General features: G+C 70.1%; 19 protein-coding genes. 15 read left to right on the top strand and 4 right to left on the bottom strand.

Annotated elements, in window-relative coordinates; genetic code table 11:
* Positions 1–9: 9 nt before the first annotated feature.
* Positions 10–1,611, bottom strand: coding sequence for an acyl-CoA carboxylase subunit beta (locus WD341_RS03965; RefSeq protein WP_368424124.1), 1,602 nt, complete (start codon positions 1,609–1,611; stop codon positions 10–12).
* Positions 1,612–1,614: 3 nt separating this feature from the next.
* Positions 1,615–2,256: a TetR family transcriptional regulator gene (locus WD341_RS03960; RefSeq protein WP_368424123.1), complete on the bottom strand. Its 642-nt coding sequence runs from the start codon at positions 2,254–2,256 to the stop codon at positions 1,615–1,617.
* A 52-nt stretch (positions 2,257–2,308) separates the two neighbouring features.
* Here WD341_RS03960 and WD341_RS03955 point away from each other — a divergent pair, with 52 nt between their 5' ends.
* On the top strand, positions 2,309–3,085 hold the full coding sequence (locus tag WD341_RS03955; RefSeq protein ID WP_368424122.1) for an SDR family NAD(P)-dependent oxidoreductase: 777 nt from the start codon (positions 2,309–2,311) through the stop codon (positions 3,083–3,085).
* Positions 3,086–3,088: 3 nt separating this feature from the next.
* Here WD341_RS03955 and WD341_RS03950 read toward each other — a convergent pair whose 3' ends face one another.
* Positions 3,089–5,338 carry a penicillin acylase family protein gene (locus WD341_RS03950; protein WP_368424121.1) on the bottom strand — a complete coding sequence of 750 codons (2,250 nt, stop codon included), beginning with the start codon at positions 5,336–5,338 and terminating at the stop codon, positions 3,089–3,091.
* Between the two features lie 155 nt (positions 5,339–5,493).
* Between WD341_RS03950 and WD341_RS03945 the strand changes: the two genes are divergently transcribed.
* From WD341_RS03945 to WD341_RS03885, 13 genes are all read left to right on the top strand, one after another.
* Positions 5,494–7,122, top strand: a complete 1,629-nt coding sequence (locus WD341_RS03945) for a GMC family oxidoreductase (RefSeq protein ID WP_368424120.1) — start codon at positions 5,494–5,496, stop codon at positions 7,120–7,122.
* A gap of 189 nt (positions 7,123–7,311) precedes the next feature.
* A complete protein-coding gene (locus WD341_RS03940) occupies positions 7,312–9,009 on the top strand; it encodes a methyl-accepting chemotaxis protein (RefSeq protein WP_368424119.1) in 1,698 nt (565 codons plus the stop codon).
* A 151-nt stretch (positions 9,010–9,160) separates the two neighbouring features.
* Positions 9,161–10,351, top strand: a complete 1,191-nt coding sequence (locus WD341_RS03935; RefSeq protein ID WP_368424118.1) for an MFS transporter — start codon at positions 9,161–9,163, stop codon at positions 10,349–10,351.
* Positions 10,348–11,007, top strand: coding sequence for a uracil phosphoribosyltransferase (gene upp, locus WD341_RS03930; RefSeq protein WP_368424117.1), 660 nt, complete (start codon positions 10,348–10,350; stop codon positions 11,005–11,007). Before WD341_RS03935 ends, upp begins: the two co-directional genes overlap by 4 nt.
* A gap of 103 nt (positions 11,008–11,110) precedes the next feature.
* Positions 11,111–11,626, top strand: a complete 516-nt coding sequence (locus WD341_RS03925) for an SUF system Fe-S cluster assembly regulator (RefSeq protein WP_368424116.1) — start codon at positions 11,111–11,113, stop codon at positions 11,624–11,626.
* 51 nt (positions 11,627–11,677) lie between these two features.
* Complete coding sequence (gene sufB / locus WD341_RS03920; RefSeq protein ID WP_368424115.1) at positions 11,678–13,129, top strand: Fe-S cluster assembly protein SufB; 1,452 nt, start codon at positions 11,678–11,680, stop codon at positions 13,127–13,129.
* Positions 13,130–13,355: 226 nt separating this feature from the next.
* Entirely contained in the window at positions 13,356–14,108 is a 753-nt protein-coding gene (sufC, locus tag WD341_RS03915; RefSeq protein WP_368424153.1) for a Fe-S cluster assembly ATPase SufC, read from the top strand.
* A complete protein-coding gene (sufD, locus tag WD341_RS03910) occupies positions 14,108–15,472 on the top strand; it encodes a Fe-S cluster assembly protein SufD (RefSeq protein WP_368424114.1) in 1,365 nt (454 codons plus the stop codon). The genes sufC and sufD overlap by 1 nt, the downstream gene beginning before the upstream one ends.
* Positions 15,469–16,746, top strand: a complete 1,278-nt coding sequence (locus WD341_RS03905; protein ID WP_368424113.1) for a cysteine desulfurase — start codon at positions 15,469–15,471, stop codon at positions 16,744–16,746. Before sufD ends, WD341_RS03905 begins: the two co-directional genes overlap by 4 nt.
* A 9-nt stretch (positions 16,747–16,755) precedes the next feature.
* Positions 16,756–17,169, top strand: coding sequence for a SufE family protein (locus WD341_RS03900; protein ID WP_368424112.1), 414 nt, complete (start codon positions 16,756–16,758; stop codon positions 17,167–17,169).
* Positions 17,166–17,762 carry a DUF59 domain-containing protein gene (locus WD341_RS03895; protein WP_368424111.1) on the top strand — a complete coding sequence of 199 codons (597 nt, stop codon included), beginning with the start codon at positions 17,166–17,168 and terminating at the stop codon, positions 17,760–17,762. The genes WD341_RS03900 and WD341_RS03895 overlap by 4 nt, the downstream gene beginning before the upstream one ends.
* Positions 17,763–17,847: 85 nt before the next feature.
* Positions 17,848–18,231: a HesB/IscA family protein gene (locus WD341_RS03890; RefSeq protein ID WP_368424110.1), complete on the top strand. Its 384-nt coding sequence runs from the start codon at positions 17,848–17,850 to the stop codon at positions 18,229–18,231.
* 46 nt (positions 18,232–18,277) lie between these two features.
* Positions 18,278–18,877, top strand: coding sequence for a methyltransferase domain-containing protein (locus WD341_RS03885; RefSeq protein ID WP_368424109.1), 600 nt, complete (start codon positions 18,278–18,280; stop codon positions 18,875–18,877).
* A 124-nt stretch (positions 18,878–19,001) separates the two neighbouring features.
* Here the strand turns inward: WD341_RS03885 and WD341_RS03880 are convergent, their stop codons facing one another.
* Positions 19,002–19,829 carry a hypothetical protein gene (locus tag WD341_RS03880; RefSeq protein WP_368424108.1) on the bottom strand — a complete coding sequence of 276 codons (828 nt, stop codon included), beginning with the start codon at positions 19,827–19,829 and terminating at the stop codon, positions 19,002–19,004.
* Positions 19,830–21,094: 1,265 nt separating this feature from the next.
* Between WD341_RS03880 and WD341_RS03875 the strand changes: the two genes are divergently transcribed.
* Positions 21,095–22,043 (top strand): IS630 family transposase gene (locus tag WD341_RS03875; protein ID WP_368424107.1). Its coding sequence is split into 2 segments (ribosomal slippage): positions 21,095–21,438 and positions 21,437–22,043, totalling 951 coding nucleotides; the frame shifts between segments, so codons are not numbered across the junction.
* Positions 22,044–22,109 lie beyond the last annotated feature (66 nt).

Below are 22,109 nucleotides of genomic sequence, written 5' to 3'. Positions count from 1 at the left end.
TCGCCGGCCTTACATGCGGAACACGCGGGCGTCGCGCGGCGCCGCCTCGGAGCGGCTCGCCGCCAGCGCCAGGCAGAGCCCGAGGACGTCGCGGGTCTCGGCCGGCTCGAGGATGCCGTCGTCCCACAGCCGCGAGGTCGCGTAGTAGGGGTCGGACTGCTCGGCGTACTGCGCGCGCACCGCCCGCTCGATCTCCTCGAGCTCGCCCGGCGCGGGCGGGCCCTGGCGCTGCGAGGAGCGGCGCAGCTCGAGCATGACGTTGGCGGCGATGTCGGCGCTCATGGTCGCGCACTCGGCGCTCGGCCAGGCGAAGAGGAAGTCGGGCCAGAAGCCGCGCCCGCACATGCCGTAGTTGCCGGCGCCGTAGGAGCCGCCGAGGATCACCGTCAGGCGCGGCACCCGCGCCGTCGCCATGGCGTAGACCATCTTGGCCGAGTTCTTGGCGATGCCGCCGCGCTCGGCCTCGCCGCCGACCATGAAGCCGGAGATGTTCTGCAGGAACAGCAGCGGCACGCCGCGCTGGTCGCAGAGCTGGACGAAGTGCGCCGCCTTCAGCGAGCTGTCGGAATAAAGCGGCCCGTTGTTGGCCAGGATGCCGACGGCGAAGCCGTGGATCCAGGCGGTGCCGCAGACCAGGGTCTCGCCCCAGGCGGGCTTGAACTCGACGAACTCGCTGTCGTCGACCAGGCGGGCCACGACCTCGCGCATGTCGTAGGGCTGGCGGCGGTCGGCCGGGATCACGCCCGCCAGCTCCTCGGGCGGGCGGCGCGGCGGCCGGACCGCGCGCGGCGGCGCCAGGTCCCGCTCGATCGCCAGGGAGGCGACGATCTCGCGCAGCTTGGCCAGGGCCTCGTACTCGTCCTCGGCGAGCCAGTCGGAGACGCCCGAGACGCGGCTGTGCATCTCGGCGCCGCCCAGGGCCTCGGCGTCGATCTCCTCGTTGATCGCGACCTTGACGATCGAGGGCCCGCCCAGGTGGATGCGGCCCTGGCCGCGGACCATGACGACCTCGTCGGAGAGCGCCGGGATGTAGGCGCCGCCCGCGGTGCAGCCGCCGAAGACCGCCGAGACCTGCGCGAGGCCGGCCGCCGACATGCGGCACTGGCGCAGGAAGGCGTTGCCGAAGTGGTCCTTGTCCGGGAAGACTTGGTCCTGCTGCGGCAGGTTGGCGCCGCCGCAGTCGACGAGATAGAGGCAGGGCAGCCGCTGCTGCTCGGCGATCTCCTGGGCGCGGACGTGCTTCTTGACGGTCTCGCGGTAGAAGGAGCCGCCCTTCACCGTGGCGTCGTTGGCGATGACCATGACCGGCGTGCCGGCGACCAGGCCGATGCCGGCAAAGGCGCCGGCGGCCGGCACCTCGTCGGCGTACTGGCCCCAGGCCGCCAGCGGCGCGATCTCCAGGAAGGGGCTGCTGGGGTCGAGCAGCAGGTCGATCCGCTCGCGCGCCGGCAGCTTGCCGCGCGCCCGGTGGCGCTCGAGGTGGCTGCCGCGGCCGCCGAAGGCGGCGTGGGCCAGGCGCTCGCGCAGGGTCGCCAGGCGCGCCTCGTAGGCCGTGCGGTTGGCCTCGAAGGCGGCCGAGCGCGGGTCGAGGGCGGTTTCCAGGATCGCCAAGCGTCAGTCCTCCCGGCAGGCAGGCGTGAGGGGTTCGGGCGCGAGGCCGCGCCAGAGGATGTCGGCGTAGCTCTCGGCCAGCCGCTCGACGCCGCCGCGCGCCGGCTCGAACCACTCGAGCGAGGCGTTGAGCGCGCCGATCAGCAGCAGCCGCACCGAGCGCGGCTCGGCGTCGGCGCGCAGCGCGCCGCGCGCCTGGGCCTCGGCCAGCAGGGCGTCCCAGTAGGCGTCGTAGGCCTGGCGCACGGCCAAGCTGCGCCGGCGCACGCTCTCCGGCGCCTGGCCGAAGATCCGGACGTTGGCCGAGGTGTAGTCGCTGAGCCGCAGCAGGCTGCGCAGGTGGCCCAGGATCGCGGCGCGCAGCAGGCTCGCCCCGTCGGCGTCGGCCGGCAGCCTTCCGACCGCCTCGGCGACGCCCTGGTGGACCGCGCGGATGCCCTCGTCGAGGATCTCGACCACCAGGTCCTCCTTGGAGCCGAAGTGGTAGTAGAGGCTGCCGGCCTGCAGCCCCGCCTCGGCCGCGATCGCGCGCAGCGAGACGCCGGCGTAGCCCTGCTGGCGGAACAGCCGCGCGGCGACGTCGAGGATGCGCCGGCGGGTCTCGGCCGCCCCGCTCTCCTGGCGCTGTGGATCGGCGCTTGCCATCTAACGAACGTTAGGCAGAATCGGGTGAAAGTCAAACAGGGGAGGAAGACCCATGGCGCGACGGCTGGAAGAGAGCTCGATCCTGCTGACCGGCGGCACCGCCGGCATCGGCCTGGCCTGTGCCACGGCCCTGGCCGAAGCCGGGGTGCCGCGACTGATGCTGGCCAGCCGCACGGCCGCGCGCGGCGCCGAGGCGATCGCCGCCCTGCGCGCGGCGGCGCCCGCGACCAAGGTCCGCTTCCTCGCCGCCGACGTCACGACGCCCGAGGGGGCGACCGCGGCTGCCGCCGCCTGCGCCGAGGCCTACGGCCGAATCGACGCCCTGGTCTCGACGGCCGGCGGCGAGGCCCTGCCCAAGCTGCTCCACGAGCAGCCGATCGAGACGCTGCCCGAGACCCTGCGCACCATCACCTCGGGCGTGCTGCTGCCGGCGCGCGCGGTGCTGCCCTACATGACCGAGGCCGGCGGCGGCTCGATCGTCTGCATCGCCTCGGACGCCGCCAAGGTCGCGACCCCCGGCGAGGTCACGATCGGCGCCGCCATGGCCGCCATCGTGATGTTCTGCCGCGCCCTGGCGATCGAGGCCAAGCGCTCGGGCATCCGGGTCAACGCCATGACGCCCTCGGTCGTGCGCGGCACGCCGCTCTACGAGCAGAGCCGCCAGGACCCCTTCGCCAGCCGCCTCTTCGCCAAGGCCGAGCAGGCTGCCCGCCTCGGCGTCGCCGAGCCCGGCGACCTCGGCGCGCTGGCGGTCTTCCTCTGCAGCCCCGCCTCCGCCCGCCTGACCGGCCAGGCGATCTCGGTCAACGGCGGCATCTCGGCGGCCTAGCCCCTATTGCGCCGGCTCCAGCAGGACCGTCTCGCCCCAGCCTTCCCCCGGCTCGAGCGGCACCTGCACGTACTCCCCGGCGCGCCACAGGGGCACTTGGTCGCGGAAGTTCTCGGCGTTGAACCAGCCGTCCTGGCCGCCGAGCAGAACAAACCAGTTGGCGTCGGGGTCCGAGAGGTCGGAGAGGTGGCGCGACTGGCTGCCGTAGCGGGTCGGGTGGCGCTCGGTGGTCAGCGCGTGGGCGGTCTTCATGAGGGTCGAGGTCGAGCCGCCGGTCGGATGGTCGGCGAAGCGGTAGCGCGCGCCGAGCAGCGGCAGGTTGCCGAGCGGGTGCTGCAGGACCAGGCGGTGCTGCGCGCCCCAGGTGCCGAAGCGCTCGACGCCGGGCGCGGCCCCGGCGAGGGCCTCGGCCAGGGCCGGCTGCAGGGTGGCGTCGGGCAGCGCCGCGAGCCCCTCTGCGATCAGCCGGAAAGGCCGGCCGCCGGCGTCGAAGGCGGCGAGGTCGGCGTCCTCGAACAGCGCCTCGACGAGCGGCGCCAGGGTCTGCTCGAAGGCCAGGGCCCCGCGGCTGTCCGCCCGGTAGTGGCCGTCCCAGCCGCGCAGCAGCGCCAGCACCTCGGCCGGCTCCTCCGCCAGCGCCAGGCCCTCGGCGCGGCGCAGCAGGACGTCGCGAATGGCGACCGCCGAGGCCATGTAGACGTCGCGCTGCAGGGCGGCGAGCTGCTCGAGCGAGATCTCGGGATCGGCGGCGAGCAGCGCCTGGAGCCGCTCCATGCGGTCGTTCGAGGAGAAGAACCAGCCGACCGGCACCGCGGCCTCGGCGCCGCGGTTGTTGGCCGAGGCGAGCAGCCCGGACTGCGGCCGGAAGACCTGCGGCAGGTCCGCGGTCCCGATCATTCGCTCCCAGTCCGCGGCCGCCGAGAGCGGGCGGATCAGGTCGTCGGGCGGGGTCATGGCGCGCGCCGGCAGCCGGGTCGCCATGACCTGCCCGATGTCGCCGGCGGCATCGGCGTAGAGGAAGTTCTGCGGCGCGATGGCGTAGTCCGCCAGCGCCGCGCGGAAGCCTTCCCAGTCGCGCGCCCGATTGAGCGCCAGCAGGGCCGAGAGCTCGTCGCTGGGGCCGTGGCCGACCCACTTCAGCGCCGCCTCGGCCGCGCCCGCCTCGACCAGCGGCGCGTCGGTGATCACCGGGCCGTGGGGCGAGTGGCGGATCTCGACCTCCTCGTCGAACCACCAGCGCACCGCGACCGCCTGGCGCTCCGTCTCGAAGGCCTCCGGCGGCAGGCCGGAGACGTCGATCAGGTCGCTGTTCGCCGAGCGCAGGTTGGTGCCGCCCCAGGCGATCCAGGGGTTGCGGCCGACCGCCACGAAGGGCAGTCCCGGCACCATCAGGCCGACGACGTGGTAGCTCGGCGTCCGGTAGCCGGCGACGATCCAGGCGTTCGGCAGGGTGACACCCAGGTGCGGGTCGTTGGCCATCAGGGCGCCGCCGCTGGCGCTGCGCCCGGCGGCGACGGCGACCGAGTTGGAGCCGCTGCGGCCGAGGCCGCCCAGGATGTCCTCGAGCAGGCGCGTCTCGCCCTCGCCCTCCAGCCGGTAGCTGGCCGTCGAGTTGCTGCCGGCCTCGAGCAGGCGCGCCCAGAGCTCGGGCCAGTCCTCGCGCTCGCGCTGCTCCAGCAGGCCGAACCAGACCAGCCAGTTGACGTCGGTCGACACCAGGCGGCCGATCGTCACCACGTCCTCGGGCGTCCAAGGCTCGCGCTCCAGGTCGAAGAGCGCGAACTCGTGGGGCAGCGCCTCGGTCGTCGCCAGGTAGTGGTTCACGCCCTCGAGGTAGGCGTCCAGCCAGGCGCGGCTCTCGGCCGGCATGGCGGCGACGATCCCCGGCGCGGCCCTGCCGAAGCCGAGGATGCGCAGGGACTTGTCGATGTCGGCGGCGAAGGGGCCGACCATCTCGGCGATGCGCCCCTGGGCGATGCGGCGCAGGCTCTCCATCTGGCCGAGCCGCAGGTGGGCATGGACCAGGCCCAGCACGAAGGCGCCGTCGCGGTCGGTCTCGGCCTCGACGAAGGGCACCATGCGCTCGTTCCAGCGGATCGTGACCGGCCGTTCCAGGGGCAGGTCCCGCGTCGGGAAGGCGGCGAGCCGCTCGCCGCGCTCGCTCGGCGCCGGCAGGCCGCCGAGGACGGCGCAGCCGCCCAGGGCCAGGGTCGCGAGCAGCGCCGCCAGCGGCGCCGTCACTCCGTTGCGCATGGGCGAGCGTCCCCTCCTGCCGTTGCCGTTCTTCCAGTTAGGCAGCAAGAGGCCGCCGACCAGGGCCCCGCGCGCCTCTTTCGGCCGGCCCCTTTCGCCGGGCCGCCCCATCCGGCAAGCTGGCGGCCGACTCAGGCAAGGGAGGATCGGGGCCGATGGCCGAGGCCGTGGAGCGCAGCGAGCTGGGCACCTTCGACTACATCGTGGTCGGCGCGGGCAGCGCCGGCTGCGTGCTGGCGAACCGCCTGTCGGCCGACCCCAAGGTCTCGGTGCTGCTGCTCGAGGCCGGCGGCAAGGACGACTGGATCTGGTTCAAGATCCCGATCGGCTACCTCTACTGCATGGGCCACCCGCGCGCCGACTGGGGCTTCAAGACCGCCGAGGACCCGGGGCTGAACGGCCGCTCCCTGGCCTACCCCCGCGGCCGCGTGCTGGGCGGCTGCTCCTCGATCAACGGCATGATCTACATGCGCGGCCAGGCCCGCGACTACGACCTGTGGCGCCAGATGGGCAACGCCGGCTGGGCCTGGGACGACGTGCTGCCCTACTTCAAGCGCTCCGAGGACCACTACAAGGGCGAGACCGCGCTGCACGGCGCCGGCGGCGAGTGGCGGGTCGAGAAGCAGCGCCTGCGCTGGGAGATCCTGGAGGCCTTCCGCGAGGCGGCGATCGCCGTCGGCATCCCGCCGACCGAGGACTTCAACGGCGGCGACAACGAGGGCGTCGGCCTGTTCGAGGTCAACCAGCGGCGCGGCCGGCGCTGGAGCACCTCGGTCGCCTTCCTGAAGCCGGTCCTGGAGCGGCCCAACCTGACCGTGCTGACCCACGCCCAGGCCGAGCGGCTGCTGCTGGAGGGGCGGCGCTGCCGCGGCGTCGCCTTCCGCCACGAGGGCCGGCCGGTCTCGGCGCAGGCGCGCGGCGAGGTGATCCTGGCCTCCGGCGCGATCGGCTCGCCGCAGCTGCTGCAGCTCTCGGGCATCGGTCCCGGCGCCCTGCTGCAGGAGCGCGGCGTTCCGGTCGAGCACGACCTGCCGGGCGTCGGCGGTAACCTGCAGGACCACCTGCAGATTCGCGCGGTCTATCAGGTTCATGGGGTCAAGACCCTGAACCAGCAGGCCAATTCCCTGTTCGGCAAGGCCGCCATGGCGCTGGAGTACGCGCTCAACCGCTCCGGGCCGCTGACCATGGCGCCGAGCCAGCTCGGCGCCTTCGCCAAGTCCGACCCCAGCCAGGAGACGCCGAACCTGGAGTACCACGTCCAGCCGCTCAGCCTGGACCGCTTCGGCGACCCGCTGCACCGCTTTCCGGCCTTCACGGCCAGCGTCTGCAACCTGCGTCCCGAGAGCCGCGGCCGGGTCTCGATCGCCGGGCCCGAGTGGGACCGGCCGCCGGAGATCCTGCCCAACTACCTCTCGGCGCCGGCAGACCGCCTGGTCGCCGCGCAGTCGCTGCGCCTGACCCGCCGGATCTGCGCCGCCCCGCCGCTGGCCAGGTACCGGCCGCTCGAAATCCGGCCAGGCCCGGAGCTCGAGGGCGACGAGGTCCTGGCGCGCGCCGCCGGCGACATCGCGACGACGATCTTCCACCCGGTCGGCACCTGCCGCATGGGCCAGGACGACCAGGCCGTGGTCGACGCGCGCCTGCGCGTCCACGGCATCGAGGCGCTGCGCGTGGTCGACGCCTCGATCATGCCGACCATCACCTCGGGCAACACCAATTCGCCGACCATCATGATCGCCGAGAAGGCCAGCGACCTCATTCGCGAGGACGCGAGGGGCTCGTGAAATATCTGCGGGATCCCTGCAGCCCTTGCGCCGCCGGAGCCGGAGCGCGCCTGACCCGCTGCCCCGCGCACTCCATGCGGTTGGGAAGAACTCGCCAATTCTCCCAGAAAGCGATTCTTAACCCTCCCTTGGTAGCCTGGCAGCCCTTCCAAAGGCTGCCGCTCGCAGCACGGGCACCAAGGAGCCACCATGAGTCTCGGAAAGCCGCTGTCCATCGGCATCGCGCATCGGGTTCTCGCCCTGATCGCGCTGATGGCGATCAGCATGATCGTCCTGGCGGGAATCCGCCTCGTCGAGCTGAACCGCACCCTGGTCGAGCAGAAGCAGACGGAGCTTCGGCAGCTGGGCGAGAGCGCCGTTGCGATCGCGGCCGCCTACCACGCCGAGGCCGAAGCCGGCGGGACCAGCGTGGAGGAGGCGCAGCGCGCGGCCCTCCAGGCCATCGGCGCCATGCGCTACAGTGGGACCGAGTATTTCTGGGTCAACGACATGCATCCCACCATGGTGATGCACCCGATCAAGCCGGAGCTCGACGGCTCCGACCTTACCGGCTTCAAGGATCCGGCCGGCAAGCACCTCTTCGTCGAGTTCGTGAAGATGGTCGAGGCGCAGCAGGCGGGCTTCGTCGGCTACCTCTGGCCGAAGCCCGGGCAGGAGCAGCCGGTGCCCAAGGAGTCCTATGTGCAGGGCTTCGCGCCCTGGGGCTGGGTGATCGGCACGGGCGTCTACATCGACGATCTCGAGGCCGCCTTCTGGAAGCAGGCGACCCTGGAATCGGGCGTGATCGCGCTGATCCTTCTGGTCATGGGCGGGGTGTCGCTGCTGGTCGCCCGCAGCATCACCAGGCCGATCGCCGGGATGAGCCGACGCATGCGCAATCTCGCCGAGGGCGACCTCGACAGCGAGGTTCCCGGCCACGGGCGCCGCGACGAGATCGGCGCGATGGCGGAGGCCGTCCAGGTGTTCCGCGCCAACGCCGTGGAGCAGCAGCGCCTGGTCGAGGAGAACAAGCTCACCAGCCAGCGCGCCGAGGAGGAGAAGCGCCGCGCCACGCTGGAATTCGCGGACAACTTCGAGTCGAGCGTGAAGAGCGTCGTCGACGGCGTCTCGCAGACGGCAACGCAGATGCAGACCACCGCCCGCACGATGAGCGCCGCCGCCGACGAGACCGAGCGCCAGGCCGGCGCCGCCGCCAGCGCGGCGGAGGAAGCCTCCGGCAACGTGCAGACGGTCGCCTCCGCGGCCGAAGAGCTGTCCTCCTCGATCGAGGAGATCGGCCGCCAGGTCGACCGGTCCTCCCAGACGGCGACCAAGGCCGTCGCCGACGCCCGCGCGACCAACACGCAGGTCGAGGGCCTGGTCGAGTCGGCGCGCAAGATCGGCGAGGTCGTCAACCTGATCTCGGAGATCGCCGAGCAGACCAACCTGCTGGCGCTCAACGCCACCATCGAGGCGGCGCGCGCCGGCGAGGCCGGCAAGGGCTTTGCGGTCGTGGCCTCCGAGGTCAAGGCCCTGGCCAACCAGACCGCCAAGGCGACCGAGGAGATCTCCCAGCAGATCGGCGAGATCCAGAGCCAGACCACCGGCGCCGCCTCCGCCATCCGCTCGATCGGCGCGACGGTCGAGGAGATCCACGAAATCGCCGGCAGCATCTCGGCCGCCGTCGAGGAGCAGGGCGCGGCGACGCAGGAGATCGCACGCAACGTCCAGCAGGCCTCCGCGGGCACCAAGCAGGTCACCGGCAACGTCAGCGCCGTCTCCCAGACCGCCGCCGAGACCGGCGGCGCCGCCGGGCAGGTGCTCGAGGCGGCGAGCCACCTCTCGGAGCAGGCGGACCACCTGAGCCGCGAAGTCGAGCAGTTCATCGCAAAGATCCGGGCAGCCTGATCGAGCCCGGCTCTCCTGATCGAGCCCGACTCTAGGGCCGGCCCGGCTCTAGGGTCGCGGGTCCGGCGCATCGCCGCCGCCCCGCCAGGGCGGGGCGATGCCCTGCACAGGCTGCATGGGACGCGAGCGGGGACGGCTGGTACCAGGGTGGATGCTCGCCCTGTCGCCCGGCGCCCGCGCCGCCCTGCCCTATGCCCTGACCTACGCCGGCCTCTACGGCGCGATCGGCATCTACCTGCCGTACTTCCCGGTCTGGCTGGAGAGCCGCGGCTTCACGGCCGAGCAGATCGGCCTGGTCGTCGCCCTGCCCGCCTGGCTGCGCATCGTCACGACGCCGGCGCTCGCGGGCCTCGCCGACCGCAGCGGCCGGCCGCGCCGGCTCATGCTGATCCTGGCGGCCGGCGCCTTCGGCTGCTTCCTCGGCCTCGGCTTCATCGAATCGCTGGTCTTCATCGCGGTCTTCCAGGGCATCGGCGCGCTGCTGCACCAGCCGCAGCTGCCGATCCAGGAGAGCCTGGCGATCCAGGCCAGCAAGCGGCCGCTCGAGGCGGGCGGCTTCGACTACGGCCGCGCCCGCCTGTGGGGCTCGGTCGCCTTCGTGCTCGCCAACCTCGGCGGCGGCTGGCTGCTCACCGGCCGCCCGACCGAGCTGATCCTGGCCGCCTTCGTCAGCCTGATCGGCCTGACCGCGCTGGCGATGCTGGCGCTGCCGCCCGACCGCGGACCCGACGCCGCGCGTTCCGGCCGCTGGCGGCTGCCTTGGACCCTGCTGGCCGAGCGGCGCTTCCTGTTGTTCTGTATCGCCGGGGCGACGCTCCAGGGCACGCACGGCTTCTACTACGCCTTCGGCAGCCTGGCCTGGCTCGGCGAGGGCCTGAGCGAAGGCCAGATCGGCTGGCTCTGGGCGATCGGCGTGATCGCGGAGATGCTGCTGTTCTGGCACGGCGGCCGGCTGCTCGCCCGCTTCGGCGCCTACCGCCTGCTCGGGCTGGGGGCGGTGGCCGGCCTGGTGCGCTGGCCGCTGATGGCGCTGACCGCCGACCCGCTGCTGCTGGTGCCGATCCAGATGCTGCACGGCCTCACCTTCGCGGCCAGCCACCTGGGCGCCATGCGCCACATCGCCGACACGGTGGCGCCCGAGCGCGCGGCGACCGCCCAGGCGCTCTACGCCACGATCACCGGCAGCCTGGGCATCGGCAGCGTGATGTTCCTCTCGGGCCGGCTCTATGACGGCCTGGGCGCCGACGGCTATTTCGTCATGGCCTTGCTCTCGGCAGCCGCTATCGTGCCGATCGTCCTGCTGGCCCGGCTCCGGCGGGCCCCGACAGCGAGGCGGCCATGACCGACGAGCGCTTTCCCAGCCTGACCCTGCTCGAGCATCCGCTGATCGAGCACAAGCTCGGCCTGATCCGCGATCGCACGACGCGGCCGGCGCTGTTCCGCCAGCTGCTGCGCGAGGTCGCCCTGCTGATGGGCTATGCGCTGACCCGCGACCTGGCGCTGGAGACGCGCCAGGTCGAGACGCCGATGGCGCCGACGCGGGTGCGCTGCCTCGTCGGGCCGGTGACCCTGGTCTCGATCCTGCGCGCCGGGCTCGGCATGGCGGAGGCGCTGCGCGAGCTCCTGCCCGGCGCCCAGGAGGGCCACATCGGGCTCTACCGCGACCAGGAGAGCCACGAGCCGCGCGAGTACTACGTCAAGCTTCCGGACGAGCCCGGCCGGGTCCTGCTGGTCGACCCGATGCTGGCGACCGGCGGCTCGGCCGTCCACGCCGTGCGGGTGCTGCTGGCGCGGGGCGTCGCCGCCGAGGAGATCCGCTTCCTCTGCCTGATCGCCGCGCCGGAGGGCGTCGAGCGCTTCGCCGAGGCCTTTCCGGGGATCCCGATCCTGGCCGCGGCGCTCGACAGCCATCTCGACGAGCGGGCCTACATCGTTCCCGGCCTGGGTGACGCCGGCGACCGACAATTCGGCACCGAGCAGCCCGACCCGCCGGCGTGACGCGGCCCGGCGGCCATATCCTACCAATACAGTCAAGAAAGCGCTTGAACGCCTTGCCGGCCGCGGTATATCCAATCCCGACACGAACAGTCCGGATTGACCGATGTTCCGCCTCAACCGCCTGACCGACTACGGGGTCGTGATCCTGATGCAGATGGCGCAGGCGCCGGAGCGGCTGGTCAGCGCGAGCCATCTGGCCGAGGAGAGCGGCGTGCCGCTGCCGACGGTCGCCAAGCTGCTCAACAGCATGGCGCGCAGCGGCCTTATCGAATCGACGCGCGGCGCCGCCGGCGGCTACCGCCTGACCGCCAGCGCCGAGGAGATCTCGATCGCCGCCGTGATCCAGGCGCTGGAGGGGCCGATCGCCCTCACCGCCTGCGTCGAGGGCGCCCACGACAGCTGCGAGAGCGAGCTGATCTGCCCGATGCGCGGCAACTGGGAGAAGGTCAACGGCGCGATCCGCCAGGCGCTGGCCGGGGTCACCCTGGCCGACATGAGCTGGGGCTTTCCGGCCATCGGACCGGCCATCGAGCCGGCCATCGGACCGACTGGCGGCAAGGCCGCGCCGGAGCAGGCACCGGCCGCGCCCGACGCGCCGGCGCTCGAGCCGGCCCGCTGAGCGGCCCGGCCACGTGACGCAGACACTGTTTTCTAGAGGGATCTAACCGGGATGGTCGCAAGCCTCGAAACGGTCGAGAAGGTCAAGTCGCTCGGCGAGCGCTACAAGCACGGCTGGTCGACCGACCTCGAGATGGACACGGCCCCCAAGGGGCTGAGCGAGGACATCGTCCGCTTCATCTCGGCCAAGAAGGAAGAGCCCGAGTGGCTGCTCGAGTGGCGGCTCAAGGCCTATCGCCACTGGCTCGAGATGCCGGAGCCGGCCTGGGCCAAGGTCGCCTTCCCGCCGGTCGACTACCAGGCCGCCTGCTACTACGCGGCGCCCAAGACCAAGGAGGGCCCGAAGAGCCTCGACGAGGTCGACCCGAAGCTGCTGGAGACCTACGAGAAGCTGGGCATCCCCCTCAAGGAGCAGGAGATGCTGGCCGGGGTCGCCGTCGACGCGGTGTTCGACAGCGTCTCGGTGGCGACCACCTTCAAGAAGAAGCTGCACGAGGTCGGGGTCATCTTCTGCTCGATCTCGGAGGCCGTGAAGAACCACCCGGAGCTGGTGCAGAAGTACCTCGGCTCGGTCGTGCCCTACGCCGACAACAAGCACGCCTGCCTGAACACGGCGGTCTTCACCGACGGCTCCTTCGTCTACATCCCCAAGGGCGTGCGCTGCCCGATGGAGCTGTCGACCTACTTCCGCATCAATGCCCAGAACACCGGGCAGTTCGAGCGCACGCTGATCATCGCCGAGGAGGGCTCCTACGTCTCCTACCTGGAGGGCTGCACGGCGCCGCAGCGCGACGAGAACCAGATGCACGCGGCGGTTGTCGAGCTGATCGCCCACGACGACGCCGAGATCAAGTACTCGACGGTGCAGAACTGGTACCCCGGCGACGAGGAGGGCCGCGGCGGCATCTACAACTTCGTCACCAAGCGCGGCCTCTGCGCCGGGCGCAACTCCAAGATCTCCTGGACCCAGGTCGAGACCGGCTCGGCGATCACCTGGAAGTACCCGAGCTGCATCCTGAAGGGCGACAACTCGGTGGGCGAGTTCTACTCGATCGCCATCACCAACAACCACCAGCAGGCCGACACCGGCACCAAGATGATCCACCTGGGCAAGAACACGCGCAGCCGGATCATCTCCAAGGGCATCTCGGCCGGCCAGGCCAACCAGACCTACCGCGGCCTGGTGCGCATGGGCCCGCGCGCCGCCAACGCGCGCAACCACACCCAGTGCGACTCCCTGCTGATCGGCGACCGCTGCGGCGCCCATACCGTGCCCTACATCGAGAACCGCAACCGCACCGCCCAGGTCGAGCACGAGGCGACGACCAGCCGGATCTCCGACGACCAGCTGTTCTATTGCCGCCAGCGCGGCATCGGCGCCGAGGCCGCCGTCGCCCTGGTCGTCAACGGCTTCTGCCGCGAGGTCCTGCAGCAGCTGCCGATGGAGTTCGCGGTCGAGGCCCAGAAGCTGGTCGGCATCAGCCTGGAGGGCTCGGTGGGCTGAGGGTCCGGCAGCGGCGCTCGCCGCGCTTCGTGGTGCGACAAGCTCACCATGAAGCGCGCCCCGAAGCCGGCCCACGTGGCTTCATGGTGAGCTTGTCGAAGCAGGAAGCGCGCCGTGAAGCCGGCGCCGAGACGACCCGCGCTTCATGGTGAGCCTGTCGAACCATGAAGCGCCCCGACCGCGACGAAACATGAACCGGGAAGATCCTGAACCGATGACCGAGAGCATGCTGAAAATCACCAACCTCCACGCCGAGGTCGAGGGCAAGCCGATCCTCCGGGGCATCGACCTGGAGATCGCCGGCGGCGAGGTCCACGCGATCATGGGGCCGAACGGCTCGGGCAAGTCGACCCTGTCCTACGTGCTGGCCGGCCGCGACGGCTACGCGGTCACCGAGGGCTCGGTCACCTTCAAGGGCCGGGACCTGCTGGCCCTGGAGCCGGAGGAGCGCGCCGGCGAGGGCCTGTTCCTGGCCTTCCAGTACCCGGTCGAGATCCCCGGCGTGCCGAACACGACCTTCCTGCGCGAGGCGGTCAACGCGGTGCGCGAGCACCGCGGCGAGCCGCGCTACGACGCGCTCAAGTTCATGAAGTTCCTGCGCGAGAAGCTGAAGGAGCTCGGCATGTCCGACGAGTTCCTCAAGCGCGCCGTCAACGTCGGCTTCTCCGGCGGCGAGAAGAAGCGCAACGAGGTGCTGCAGATGGCCTGCCTGCAGCCCAGCCTGGCGGTGCTCGACGAGACCGACAGCGGCCTCGACATCGACGCCCTGAAGGCGGTCTCCGACGGCGTCAACGCCCTGCGCGGGCCCGAGCGCGCCTTCCTGCTGATCACCCACTACCAGCGCCTGCTCGGCTACATCGTGCCCGACCGGGTCCACGTCCTGTCGCGCGGCCGGATCGTCGAGTCCGGCGGCCCGGAGCTCGCCGAGCGGCTGGAAGTCGAAGGCTACGCCGCCTTCGCCGAGACCGAGGCGGCCTGATGCGCGACCTGCCCGTGCTCTCCGGCCTCCTGGACCAGGGCCCCCTCGCCCTCCCCGGCGGCACCCTGCCCTGGCTGAGCCGCCGGCGCGCCGAGGCGGCGGAGCGCTTCCGCGCGCATGGCCTGCCGAACCGGCGGCTCGAGGCCTGGAAGTACACCGACCTGCCGCGCGCCCTGAAGGACCGCGAGTACCTGCCGGCGCAGCGCCAGGAGCCGGTCAGCCTGGACGCCGTCCCGGCCCTGATCGCCGAGGCGCCGCTGGCCCGCCTGGTCTTCGTCGACGGCCTCTATCGCGCCGAGCTGAGCGCGACGGCGGGCCTGCCCGAGGGCGTCCGTCTGCTCTCCCTGGCCCAGGCCCTGGAGCGCGAGCCCGCGCTCCTGGAGGGCCGCCTGGGCGCCCTGACCGAGGGCGACGGCGGCGACGACCCGCAGCAGTCGCTGCTGGCGCTCAACGCCGCGCTGCTCGACGACGGCCTGGTGCTGCTGGTCGAGCCCGGCGTCGTCGTGCCCGGTCGCATCGAGCTGGTCCAGCTCGGCGGCCTCAGCGAGCGGCCGGTGTTCCACTGCCCGCGCCACCTCGTGGTGCTGGGCGCCGGCGCGCGGGCGACCCTGGTCGAGCGCATCCAGGGCCTCGGCCCGACCGGCTCTCTCGCCAACGCCGTCACAGAGATCGACCTCGGCGCCGGCGCCAGCCTGGTCCACCTGCGCCTGCAGGAGGCCGGCGCCGAGGCGGTCGAGCTGGCGACGACGCGCGGCAGCCTGGCCGCCGATGCCCGCTACGAGGGCTTCAGCCTGACTCTTGGCGCCGCCCTCTCGCGACACGAGCTGCTGTTCGCCCTGGTCGGCGAAGGCGCCCACATCGCGCTCAACGGCGCCTACCTGCTGCGCGGCACCCAGCACGGCGACACCACGACGCGGATCGAGCACCGGGTGCCCAACACCTCGGCCAGCGAGACCTACAAGGGCGCGCTCGACGACGCGGCGCGCGCCGTCTTCCAGGGCATGATCCTGGTCGAGCGCGACGCCCAGAAGACCGACGGCCGCATGCTCAACAAGACGCTGCTGCTGTCCGACAAGGCCGAGATTGACAGCAAGCCGGAGCTGGAGATCTACGCCGACGACGTGCAGTGCGCCCACGGCGCGACCGCCGGCGAGATCGACGCCGACGCCCTCTTCTACCTGCGCAGCCGCGGCCTCGACGGGCGCCAGGCGCGGGCCCTGCTGATCGAGGCCTTCCTGGCCGAGGCGATCGAGACCCTAAGCGACGAGGCGCTGCACGTGCCGCTGCTGGCGCGCGTGCGCGCCTGGCTGCAGGTCGCGAGCGAGAAGCAGCAGGGCGCAAGCGGCGGGGAGGCCGGGCGATGAGCAGCAGCGCACCCCTGGCCAGCGCTCCCCCGGGCAGCCTGGCCGCGCCGGAGCGACCCTACGACGTCGAGGCCGTGCGCGCCGACTTCCCGATCCTGCAGCGCGAGGTCTACGGCAAGCCTCTGGTGTTCCTGGACAGCGCCGCCTCGGCACAGAAGCCGCGCCAGGTCATCGAGGCGGTCAGCCGGCTCTACGAGACCGAGTACGCCAACGTCCACCGCGGCCTCTACTACCTGAGCGACCGCGCGACCACGGCCTTCGAGGCGGCGCGCGAGAAGGTGCGCCGGCTGCTGGGCGCCGCCAGCGAGCGCGAGATCGTCTTCACCCGCAACGGCACCGAGGCGATCAACCTGGTCGCCCAGAGCTGGGGCCGCCAGAACCTGAAGGCCGGCGACGAGATCCTGGTCACCGAGCTGGAGCACCACGCCAACATCGTGCCCTGGCAGCTGCTCTGCCAGGCGACCGGCGCGGTCCTGAAGGTCGCACGCATCGAGGACGACGGCCGCCTGGACATGGAGTCCTTCGAGCGCCTGCTCGGCCCGCGCACCAGGCTGGTCGCGGTCGCCCACATGTCGAACGTGCTCGGCACCATCCTGCCGATCGCCGAGATCGTGAAGAAGGCCAAGGCCGCCGGCGCCGCGACCCTGATCGACGGCTGCCAGGGCGTGATCCACAGCCGGGTCGACGTCCAGGCCCTGGACTGCGACTTCTACGTCATCACCGGCCACAAGCTCTACGGCCCGACCGGCATCGGCGCGCTCTACGGCAGGGAGGCCCTGCTCGAGGCCATGCCGCCCTACCAGGGCGGCGGCGAGATGATCGAGACCGTCAGCTTCGAGGGCTCGACCTGGGCGGAGCTGCCGCACAAGTTCGAGGCCGGCACGCCGCCGATCGCCCAGGCGGTCGGCCTGGGCGTCGCCATCGACTACCTGCAGGAGCTCGGCATCGAGCGCGTCGCCGCGCACGAGCAGGCGCTGCTCAACCACGCGACGCAGCGCCTCGCCGCCATCGACGGTCTGCGCATCGTCGGCACGGCGCCGGGCAAGGGCGGGGTCATCTCGCTGCACGCCGACTTCGCCCACGCCAACGACATCGGCCTGATCCTCGACCGCGAAGGCGTCGCGGTGCGCACCGGCAACCACTGCGCCCAGCCGCTGATGGCCCGCCTCGGCCTGACCGCGACGGCGCGCGCCTCGCTCGCCTGCTACAACCGGCACGAGGACGTCGAGGCGCTGGCGCGCGGGCTCGAGAAGGTCAAGGCGAAGCTGGGATAGGGCCGCGGGATGTCGATGGAGAGATACCAGGAGTTCGTGGAGGCCCTGGAGGTGCTCGATGAAGAAATGCGCTTCGAGTACATCCTCGACCTGGCCCGCGAGCACAAGGACGACCGCTTTCCGGAGGAGGCCATGACCCCGGAGAACCTGATGCACGGCTGCCAGTCGCGGGTCTGGATCCTGCACCGGGAGCGCGACGGCCGGCACTACTTCCGCGGCCACAGCGACGGCGCCATCGTCAACGGGCTGGTCCACATGATGACCGAATCCTTCAGCGGCCTGACCGACGAGGAGATCCAGGACCTCTCGCTCGACCACGTGCGCCGGCTCAACCTCGGCGCCCTGACCACCCAGCGTCAGGTCGGCATGATGGCCATGCTGAAGCACATCCAGAAACTCAGCAGACAGGCGGCAACGGCATGAGCTTCCTGCGCAATCTGTTCTCGAAGGACCGGACCATGAGCAGCGACACCCCCGTCACCGACACCCGGGACCGCGACCTCGCCCCGGGCGCGAGCCGCGAGCGCCCCGTGGTGACCGAGGCCGACCTCGCCGCGCCTCCCGGCGCCGAGGTCGTGGACCAGGGCGGCGGGCAAGACGACCTGCCGGCGCCCGCGCACTACAATCCCTACATGTGGCCGGGCTCCATGGAGAGCGAGGCCGACGAGGGCACCCAGGCCCACGCCGGCAGCCCCAAGGACCCCGAGGAGCCGGTCGCCGAGCGCCTCGCCGTCGAGGACGCCATGCGCGAGGTCTACGACCCGGAGATCCCGGTCAACATCTACGACCTGGGCCTGATCTACGGGCTCGAGATCGCCGGGGACGGCACCGTCGACGTCACCATGACCCTGACCGCGCCGGCCTGCCCGGTCGCCGGCACGCTGCCCGGCGAGGTCGCGCGCGCGATCGCCACCGTGCCCGGCACCGGCGAGGTCACGGTGACGCTGACCTGGGACCCGCCCTGGGACAAGGAGAAGATGACCGAGGACGCGCGCCTGGCCCTGGGCATCTATTGAGCGCCCCCTTCAAGCAGGCCGCCCAAGCCCTTATATTCAGCGGGCAAGCCATCGCACGCGCCGCGACGACGAGAGGAAGAACGCCATGGGTCCGATGCTGACGCTGACCGACGCCGCCGCCGAGCGCGTCAAGAAGCTGATGGCCGCCGCGCCCGCCGACGAGCAGATCCTCGGCCTGCGCGTCGGCGTGAAGTCGCGCGGCTGCTCGGGGCTCAGCTACTTCGTCGAGTACGCCAAGGAGCGCAAGAAGCTCGAGGACGTGATCGAGGACCGCGGCGTGCGCATCTTCATCGACCCGACCGCCGTCATGTTCCTGCTCGGCAGCCAGATGGACTACCGGGAGGACAAGCTGCAGTCCGGCTTCGTCTTCAGCAATCCCAACGAGACCGGCCGCTGCGGCTGCGGCGAGTCCTTCACCGTCGGCAACATGGGCCAGCCCCAGCAGCCCCAGGCGCAGAGCGCGGGCTGAGGCTGGCGGCGGGAACGCGCCCGGCGCCGCCGGCGCGCGCCTCCCGGTGACCACCCACCTCCACGACCAGAGGATCGAGGTCGTCGTCGCGTTGCTGCGCGAGTCCGGCGCGCGCCGCATCCTCGACCTCGGCTGCGGCGACGGCCCGCTGAGCCTGCGCCTGGCCCGCGAGCCGGAGGTGGAGCGCGTCCTCGCCCTCGACCTCTCCACGACCGCCCTCGCGGTCCTGCGCCGGGCGCTGCAGGCCCTGCCCGCCGCGCTGGGCGCCAAGGTCGAGGTCGTCGAGGGCTCGATGACCGAGGGCGGCGACGCCTGGACCGGCTTCGAGGCGGCGGTGCTGCTCGAGACCATCGAGCACATCGAGCCCGACCGCCTCTCGGCCGTCGAGCGCAATGTCTTTGGCCGCGCGCGCCCGGCCACGGTCGTCGTGACCACCCCCAACAGCGACTTCAATCCCCTGCTCGGCGTGCCCGATCACCGCCGGCGCCACCCGGACCACCGCTTCGAGTGGGACCGGACGAAGTTCCGCGCCTGGGCCGAGGGCGTCGCCGCCCGCAACGCCTACCGGGTCGCCTGCCGCGACCTCGCCGGCGAGCACCCCCGCCTCGGCGGCGCCAGCCAGCTGGCGCTGTTCCGGCGGGCGTGAGCGCGGCCGGTTCCTGCTTAACTGCGGTGCTCCCACGCCCCTCGATAGTTCGGGACGAAGCGGATGGCGGTGCAGCGTCGCCTTGCTAGACTAGTGCGGGCGCGCACCTTCGCCCTCAACGGGGTCAAGCAGGATTGGCCTCTCCGAAGATGTTGAGCCATGCTTTCGACTCACGGTATAGTTCCGTGAGTTTCTTATCGGCGGTAAAAAGCCCGTCATAGTACGTCGCGAAAGCCGCAAAGTTAATGTCTACTTGATCATTCCGAATCTTTTCCGGCCTTACGCCCTGCACGCCGCCCACAGCGATCCATCGCGTTGCAAGGACAAGGCCGCATATGGCTATCCGAAAAATGAATCTGTCCGTCGCTCCCTGGAATGAAGGCGCTTCCTTTTTCACGTCAGGATGGGAGTTCATCAGATTCAAGGAAAGCGCAATGATATTACGCGCGAGCTTACTCACCAACGCGTCCGAGTACGCCGCGTCTGGTCGCCGAATTGCTTTCAGTTCTTGAGACGAAAACCCTGCGGCCATTTCCGTGATCGCGGACATCATGCCATCCGATTCGCAAAGCATCCGCTCCAAATGCTCTCGTGCTTCGCGGCCGTGCTCAAGCACTCTCTGTCGAATTTTCTGATTGCCGGATTCCGCAAGTGCCAGCGCTTGACAAAAGCGCCCAAAGCCCGCCGACTGTTCTGGATCAATGATTTGTTCGGCGAAGTCGTCAGCCCTCAAAGCGAGGCCACACGCGTCTCTTGTAGAGCGCAGGACCATCACTTGTGCGGGATACTGGCAGGGAATTGTCATGCGCCGGCAGATGGAAGTAAGAGTATCCGCTTTATAGGCTTCCATCGCGACATAATCGGTGAGAACAATGCTATTCTCGGTCGACGCTGCCAAGTATTCCGTAAGCTCTTGTCTCTCTAGGAAATTTGAATCCACCACCATACGCATTCTGATCGTCAAACCTCCTGAATGCTTCCAAGGCTCTGACTTCTAACCTCGAAAAGGTAGCGCCGCCCTTACTCCAGGTCCATTCCCTCTCCCCGGGACAGATACCGACGCCATCTGCTCATCGAGCCCCTGACGCACAGCTGTACGTACCTCTACATCAGGAACATGCAAGCGATCACAAGTCATGCTCGCGCAAGCCTCAAGAGTCGTTTGTCCAGCGCCGACGTGCTAAGGTTAATTCTCACTCTGGCAATCTCGCCATACCTTACCGCATACATCGATTGTTAACAGTCCAGGCTCTACAATGTCACTAGTTATTGTGAAAGCAGGAAACGACGATATCTTGTTTTTCATATGCAGCATAAGCTTACGCGCAAGCTGACGTTTAGAATCGCAGCCGCTTGAGAACTGCAAATAAATGTCACCTTGCGATGAAATCTGCGTCGCGACCGGGGCATTGCCCTGCAGCCTAAATGACCACAGCGCATCCGGCATACGATTTATCACGGCGTCGCGTTCTGAAGCGGTCTCCGTACCCCATCTTAAATCCACCAGTAGTATGCAATCCCTTCTCATTGGTCTCTCAGTAGCCTGGAGCGCCCCCACGCTCAGAAGGAAGATCGTGGTTGAGAAAGCGACGATCTTCATTGCCTCGCTATCTTTCCGACTGGATCTTTCCATTGCGACGGCGCCCTCTCTGTGTAGATATCGACTTGGCAACGTGTTCCAGTGGAGGCCGAATTATTCTGGGGATTAAACAGGAGAGTCCCGGGCTGTTGAGGTGGGAATCTAACTCTCCAGAGGACAAGTGCGCCTGCTCAGCCGACGCTGTCGGAGCGCCCTTGAGCTGCATCGCGACCTTCTGCCGGCGACGCGGCACTGCCCCGCGTTGCGCTCTGCGTACTGGGGATCTCGCGCCTGGTTCGCCTGCTGGTGCATCGCTCGGCCACCTCGTCAACAACCTTCATCATGTCCAGCGCGGCACAGTTGGCCGGGCGGCATGCGGCGAAAAGGCAACAAGCCTCACCCGGCATCAGCCGCCGCATCTGCGCATGCGACCGCATCCATAATGATCGCGCCAGTCGCGGAAAAATGCCATGCTAATGTGTGGTGCCTATCGCTCGTCTACCTCTGTGGCAGATCATGAGTGTCGAGACTCTATTCAGTGCTGCTAGAGCACTTTCCTACCTGACGGACTCACAGGGGATTCCGGCGCGGCGTGAATTCTGATTCAAGATGTGGGCTGGTGAGGGAGGCCAGCCTGCATGACGCGACCTCTTTCGATGGACATTCGGGAACGGCTGGTTCGGGCGGTTGACGGCGGCATGAGTCGACGGTCGGCGGCCAGGCGCTTTGGTGTTTCCGCCTCGACAGCGATCAAGTGGGTCGAGCAATGGCAGCGGAGAGGCACGGTCGAGCCTCGCCCTCAGGGCTGCGACCGGCGCTCGCAGCATCTCGAGACCCACGCCGAGGAGATCCTGTGTCTGATCGAGCAGACGCCGGACGTCACCCTGGCCGAGATCGCCGCTCATCTGGACGAGATCCACGGGATCAGGCCGGCGCAGAGCAGTGTGTGGCGACTGCTCGACCGGCACGGCCAAAGCTTCAAAAAAAACCGCGCACGCCAGCGAGCAGCAGCGCGCTGACGTGCTCCGGCGTCGGCGCGCCTGGTTCGAACTCCAGCCGGAGCTGGACCCGGAGCGCCTGGTGTTCATCGACGAGACCGGCGCCTCGACCAAGATGGCCCGTCGCTACGGGCGGTCCCGGCGCGGCCAGCGCTGCCGGGCGCCGGTGCCGCACGGCCACTGGAAGACCACGACCTTCGTCGGCGCCCTCAGGCTCGGCGGCATGACCGCCCCCATGGTCCTCGACGGCGCCATGCACGGTCCTGCCTTCCTGGCCTATGTCGAGCAGGTTCTGGGGCCGACCCTGAGCCCTGGCGACATCGTCGTCATGGACAACCTGCCCGCCCACAAGAGTCTCGCCGTGCGCCAGGCCATCGAGGCCGCCGGCGCCGAGCTGCGCTTCCTGCCGGCCTATAGCCCCGATTTCAATCCGATCGAGATGGCCTTCTCCAAGTTCAAGGCCTTCCTCAAGAAGCTCGCCCCGAGGACCGTTGACGACCTCTGGCTGGCCATCGCTCAGGGCGTCGAGATCTTCACCCCGGGCGAATGCGAGAACTACTTCGCTGCTGCCGGATATGACCGCGACTGATCGGAAAATGCTCTAGGTCTTGAAATCGCACCGCATTCCGCTTCGTCCTGAGCCTGTCGAGGGCTG

This window comes from Tistlia sp., from assembly GCF_040905785.1.
GTDB lineage: Bacteria > Pseudomonadota > Alphaproteobacteria > Kiloniellales > DSM-21159 > Tistlia.
Note: the sequence above shows the minus strand (reverse complement) of the source record. Positions and strands in the feature narration are given on the sequence as shown.

Coding starts and splice junctions, on each gene's coding strand:
- WD341_RS03960 (WP_368424123.1), bottom strand. CDS start 2,256: ATGGCAAGCGCCGATCCACAGCGCCAGGAGAGCGGGGCGGCCGAGACC.
- WD341_RS03955 (WP_368424122.1), top strand. CDS start 2,309: ATGGCGCGACGGCTGGAAGAGAGCTCGATCCTGCTGACCGGCGGCACC.
- WD341_RS03950 (WP_368424121.1), bottom strand. CDS start 5,338: ATGCGCAACGGAGTGACGGCGCCGCTGGCGGCGCTGCTCGCGACCCTG.
- WD341_RS03945 (WP_368424120.1), top strand. CDS start 5,494: ATGGCCGAGGCCGTGGAGCGCAGCGAGCTGGGCACCTTCGACTACATC.
- WD341_RS03940 (WP_368424119.1), top strand. CDS start 7,312: ATGAGTCTCGGAAAGCCGCTGTCCATCGGCATCGCGCATCGGGTTCTC.
- WD341_RS03935 (WP_368424118.1), top strand. CDS start 9,161: ATGCTCGCCCTGTCGCCCGGCGCCCGCGCCGCCCTGCCCTATGCCCTG.
- upp (WP_368424117.1), top strand. CDS start 10,348: ATGACCGACGAGCGCTTTCCCAGCCTGACCCTGCTCGAGCATCCGCTG.
- WD341_RS03925 (WP_368424116.1), top strand. CDS start 11,111: ATGTTCCGCCTCAACCGCCTGACCGACTACGGGGTCGTGATCCTGATG.
- sufB (WP_368424115.1), top strand. CDS start 11,678: ATGGTCGCAAGCCTCGAAACGGTCGAGAAGGTCAAGTCGCTCGGCGAG.
- sufC (WP_368424153.1), top strand. CDS start 13,356: ATGCTGAAAATCACCAACCTCCACGCCGAGGTCGAGGGCAAGCCGATC.
- sufD (WP_368424114.1), top strand. CDS start 14,108: ATGCGCGACCTGCCCGTGCTCTCCGGCCTCCTGGACCAGGGCCCCCTC.
- WD341_RS03905 (WP_368424113.1), top strand. CDS start 15,469: ATGAGCAGCAGCGCACCCCTGGCCAGCGCTCCCCCGGGCAGCCTGGCC.
- WD341_RS03900 (WP_368424112.1), top strand. CDS start 16,756: ATGTCGATGGAGAGATACCAGGAGTTCGTGGAGGCCCTGGAGGTGCTC.
- WD341_RS03895 (WP_368424111.1), top strand. CDS start 17,166: ATGAGCTTCCTGCGCAATCTGTTCTCGAAGGACCGGACCATGAGCAGC.
- WD341_RS03890 (WP_368424110.1), top strand. CDS start 17,848: ATGGGTCCGATGCTGACGCTGACCGACGCCGCCGCCGAGCGCGTCAAG.
- WD341_RS03880 (WP_368424108.1), bottom strand. CDS start 19,829: ATGCGTATGGTGGTGGATTCAAATTTCCTAGAGAGACAAGAGCTTACG.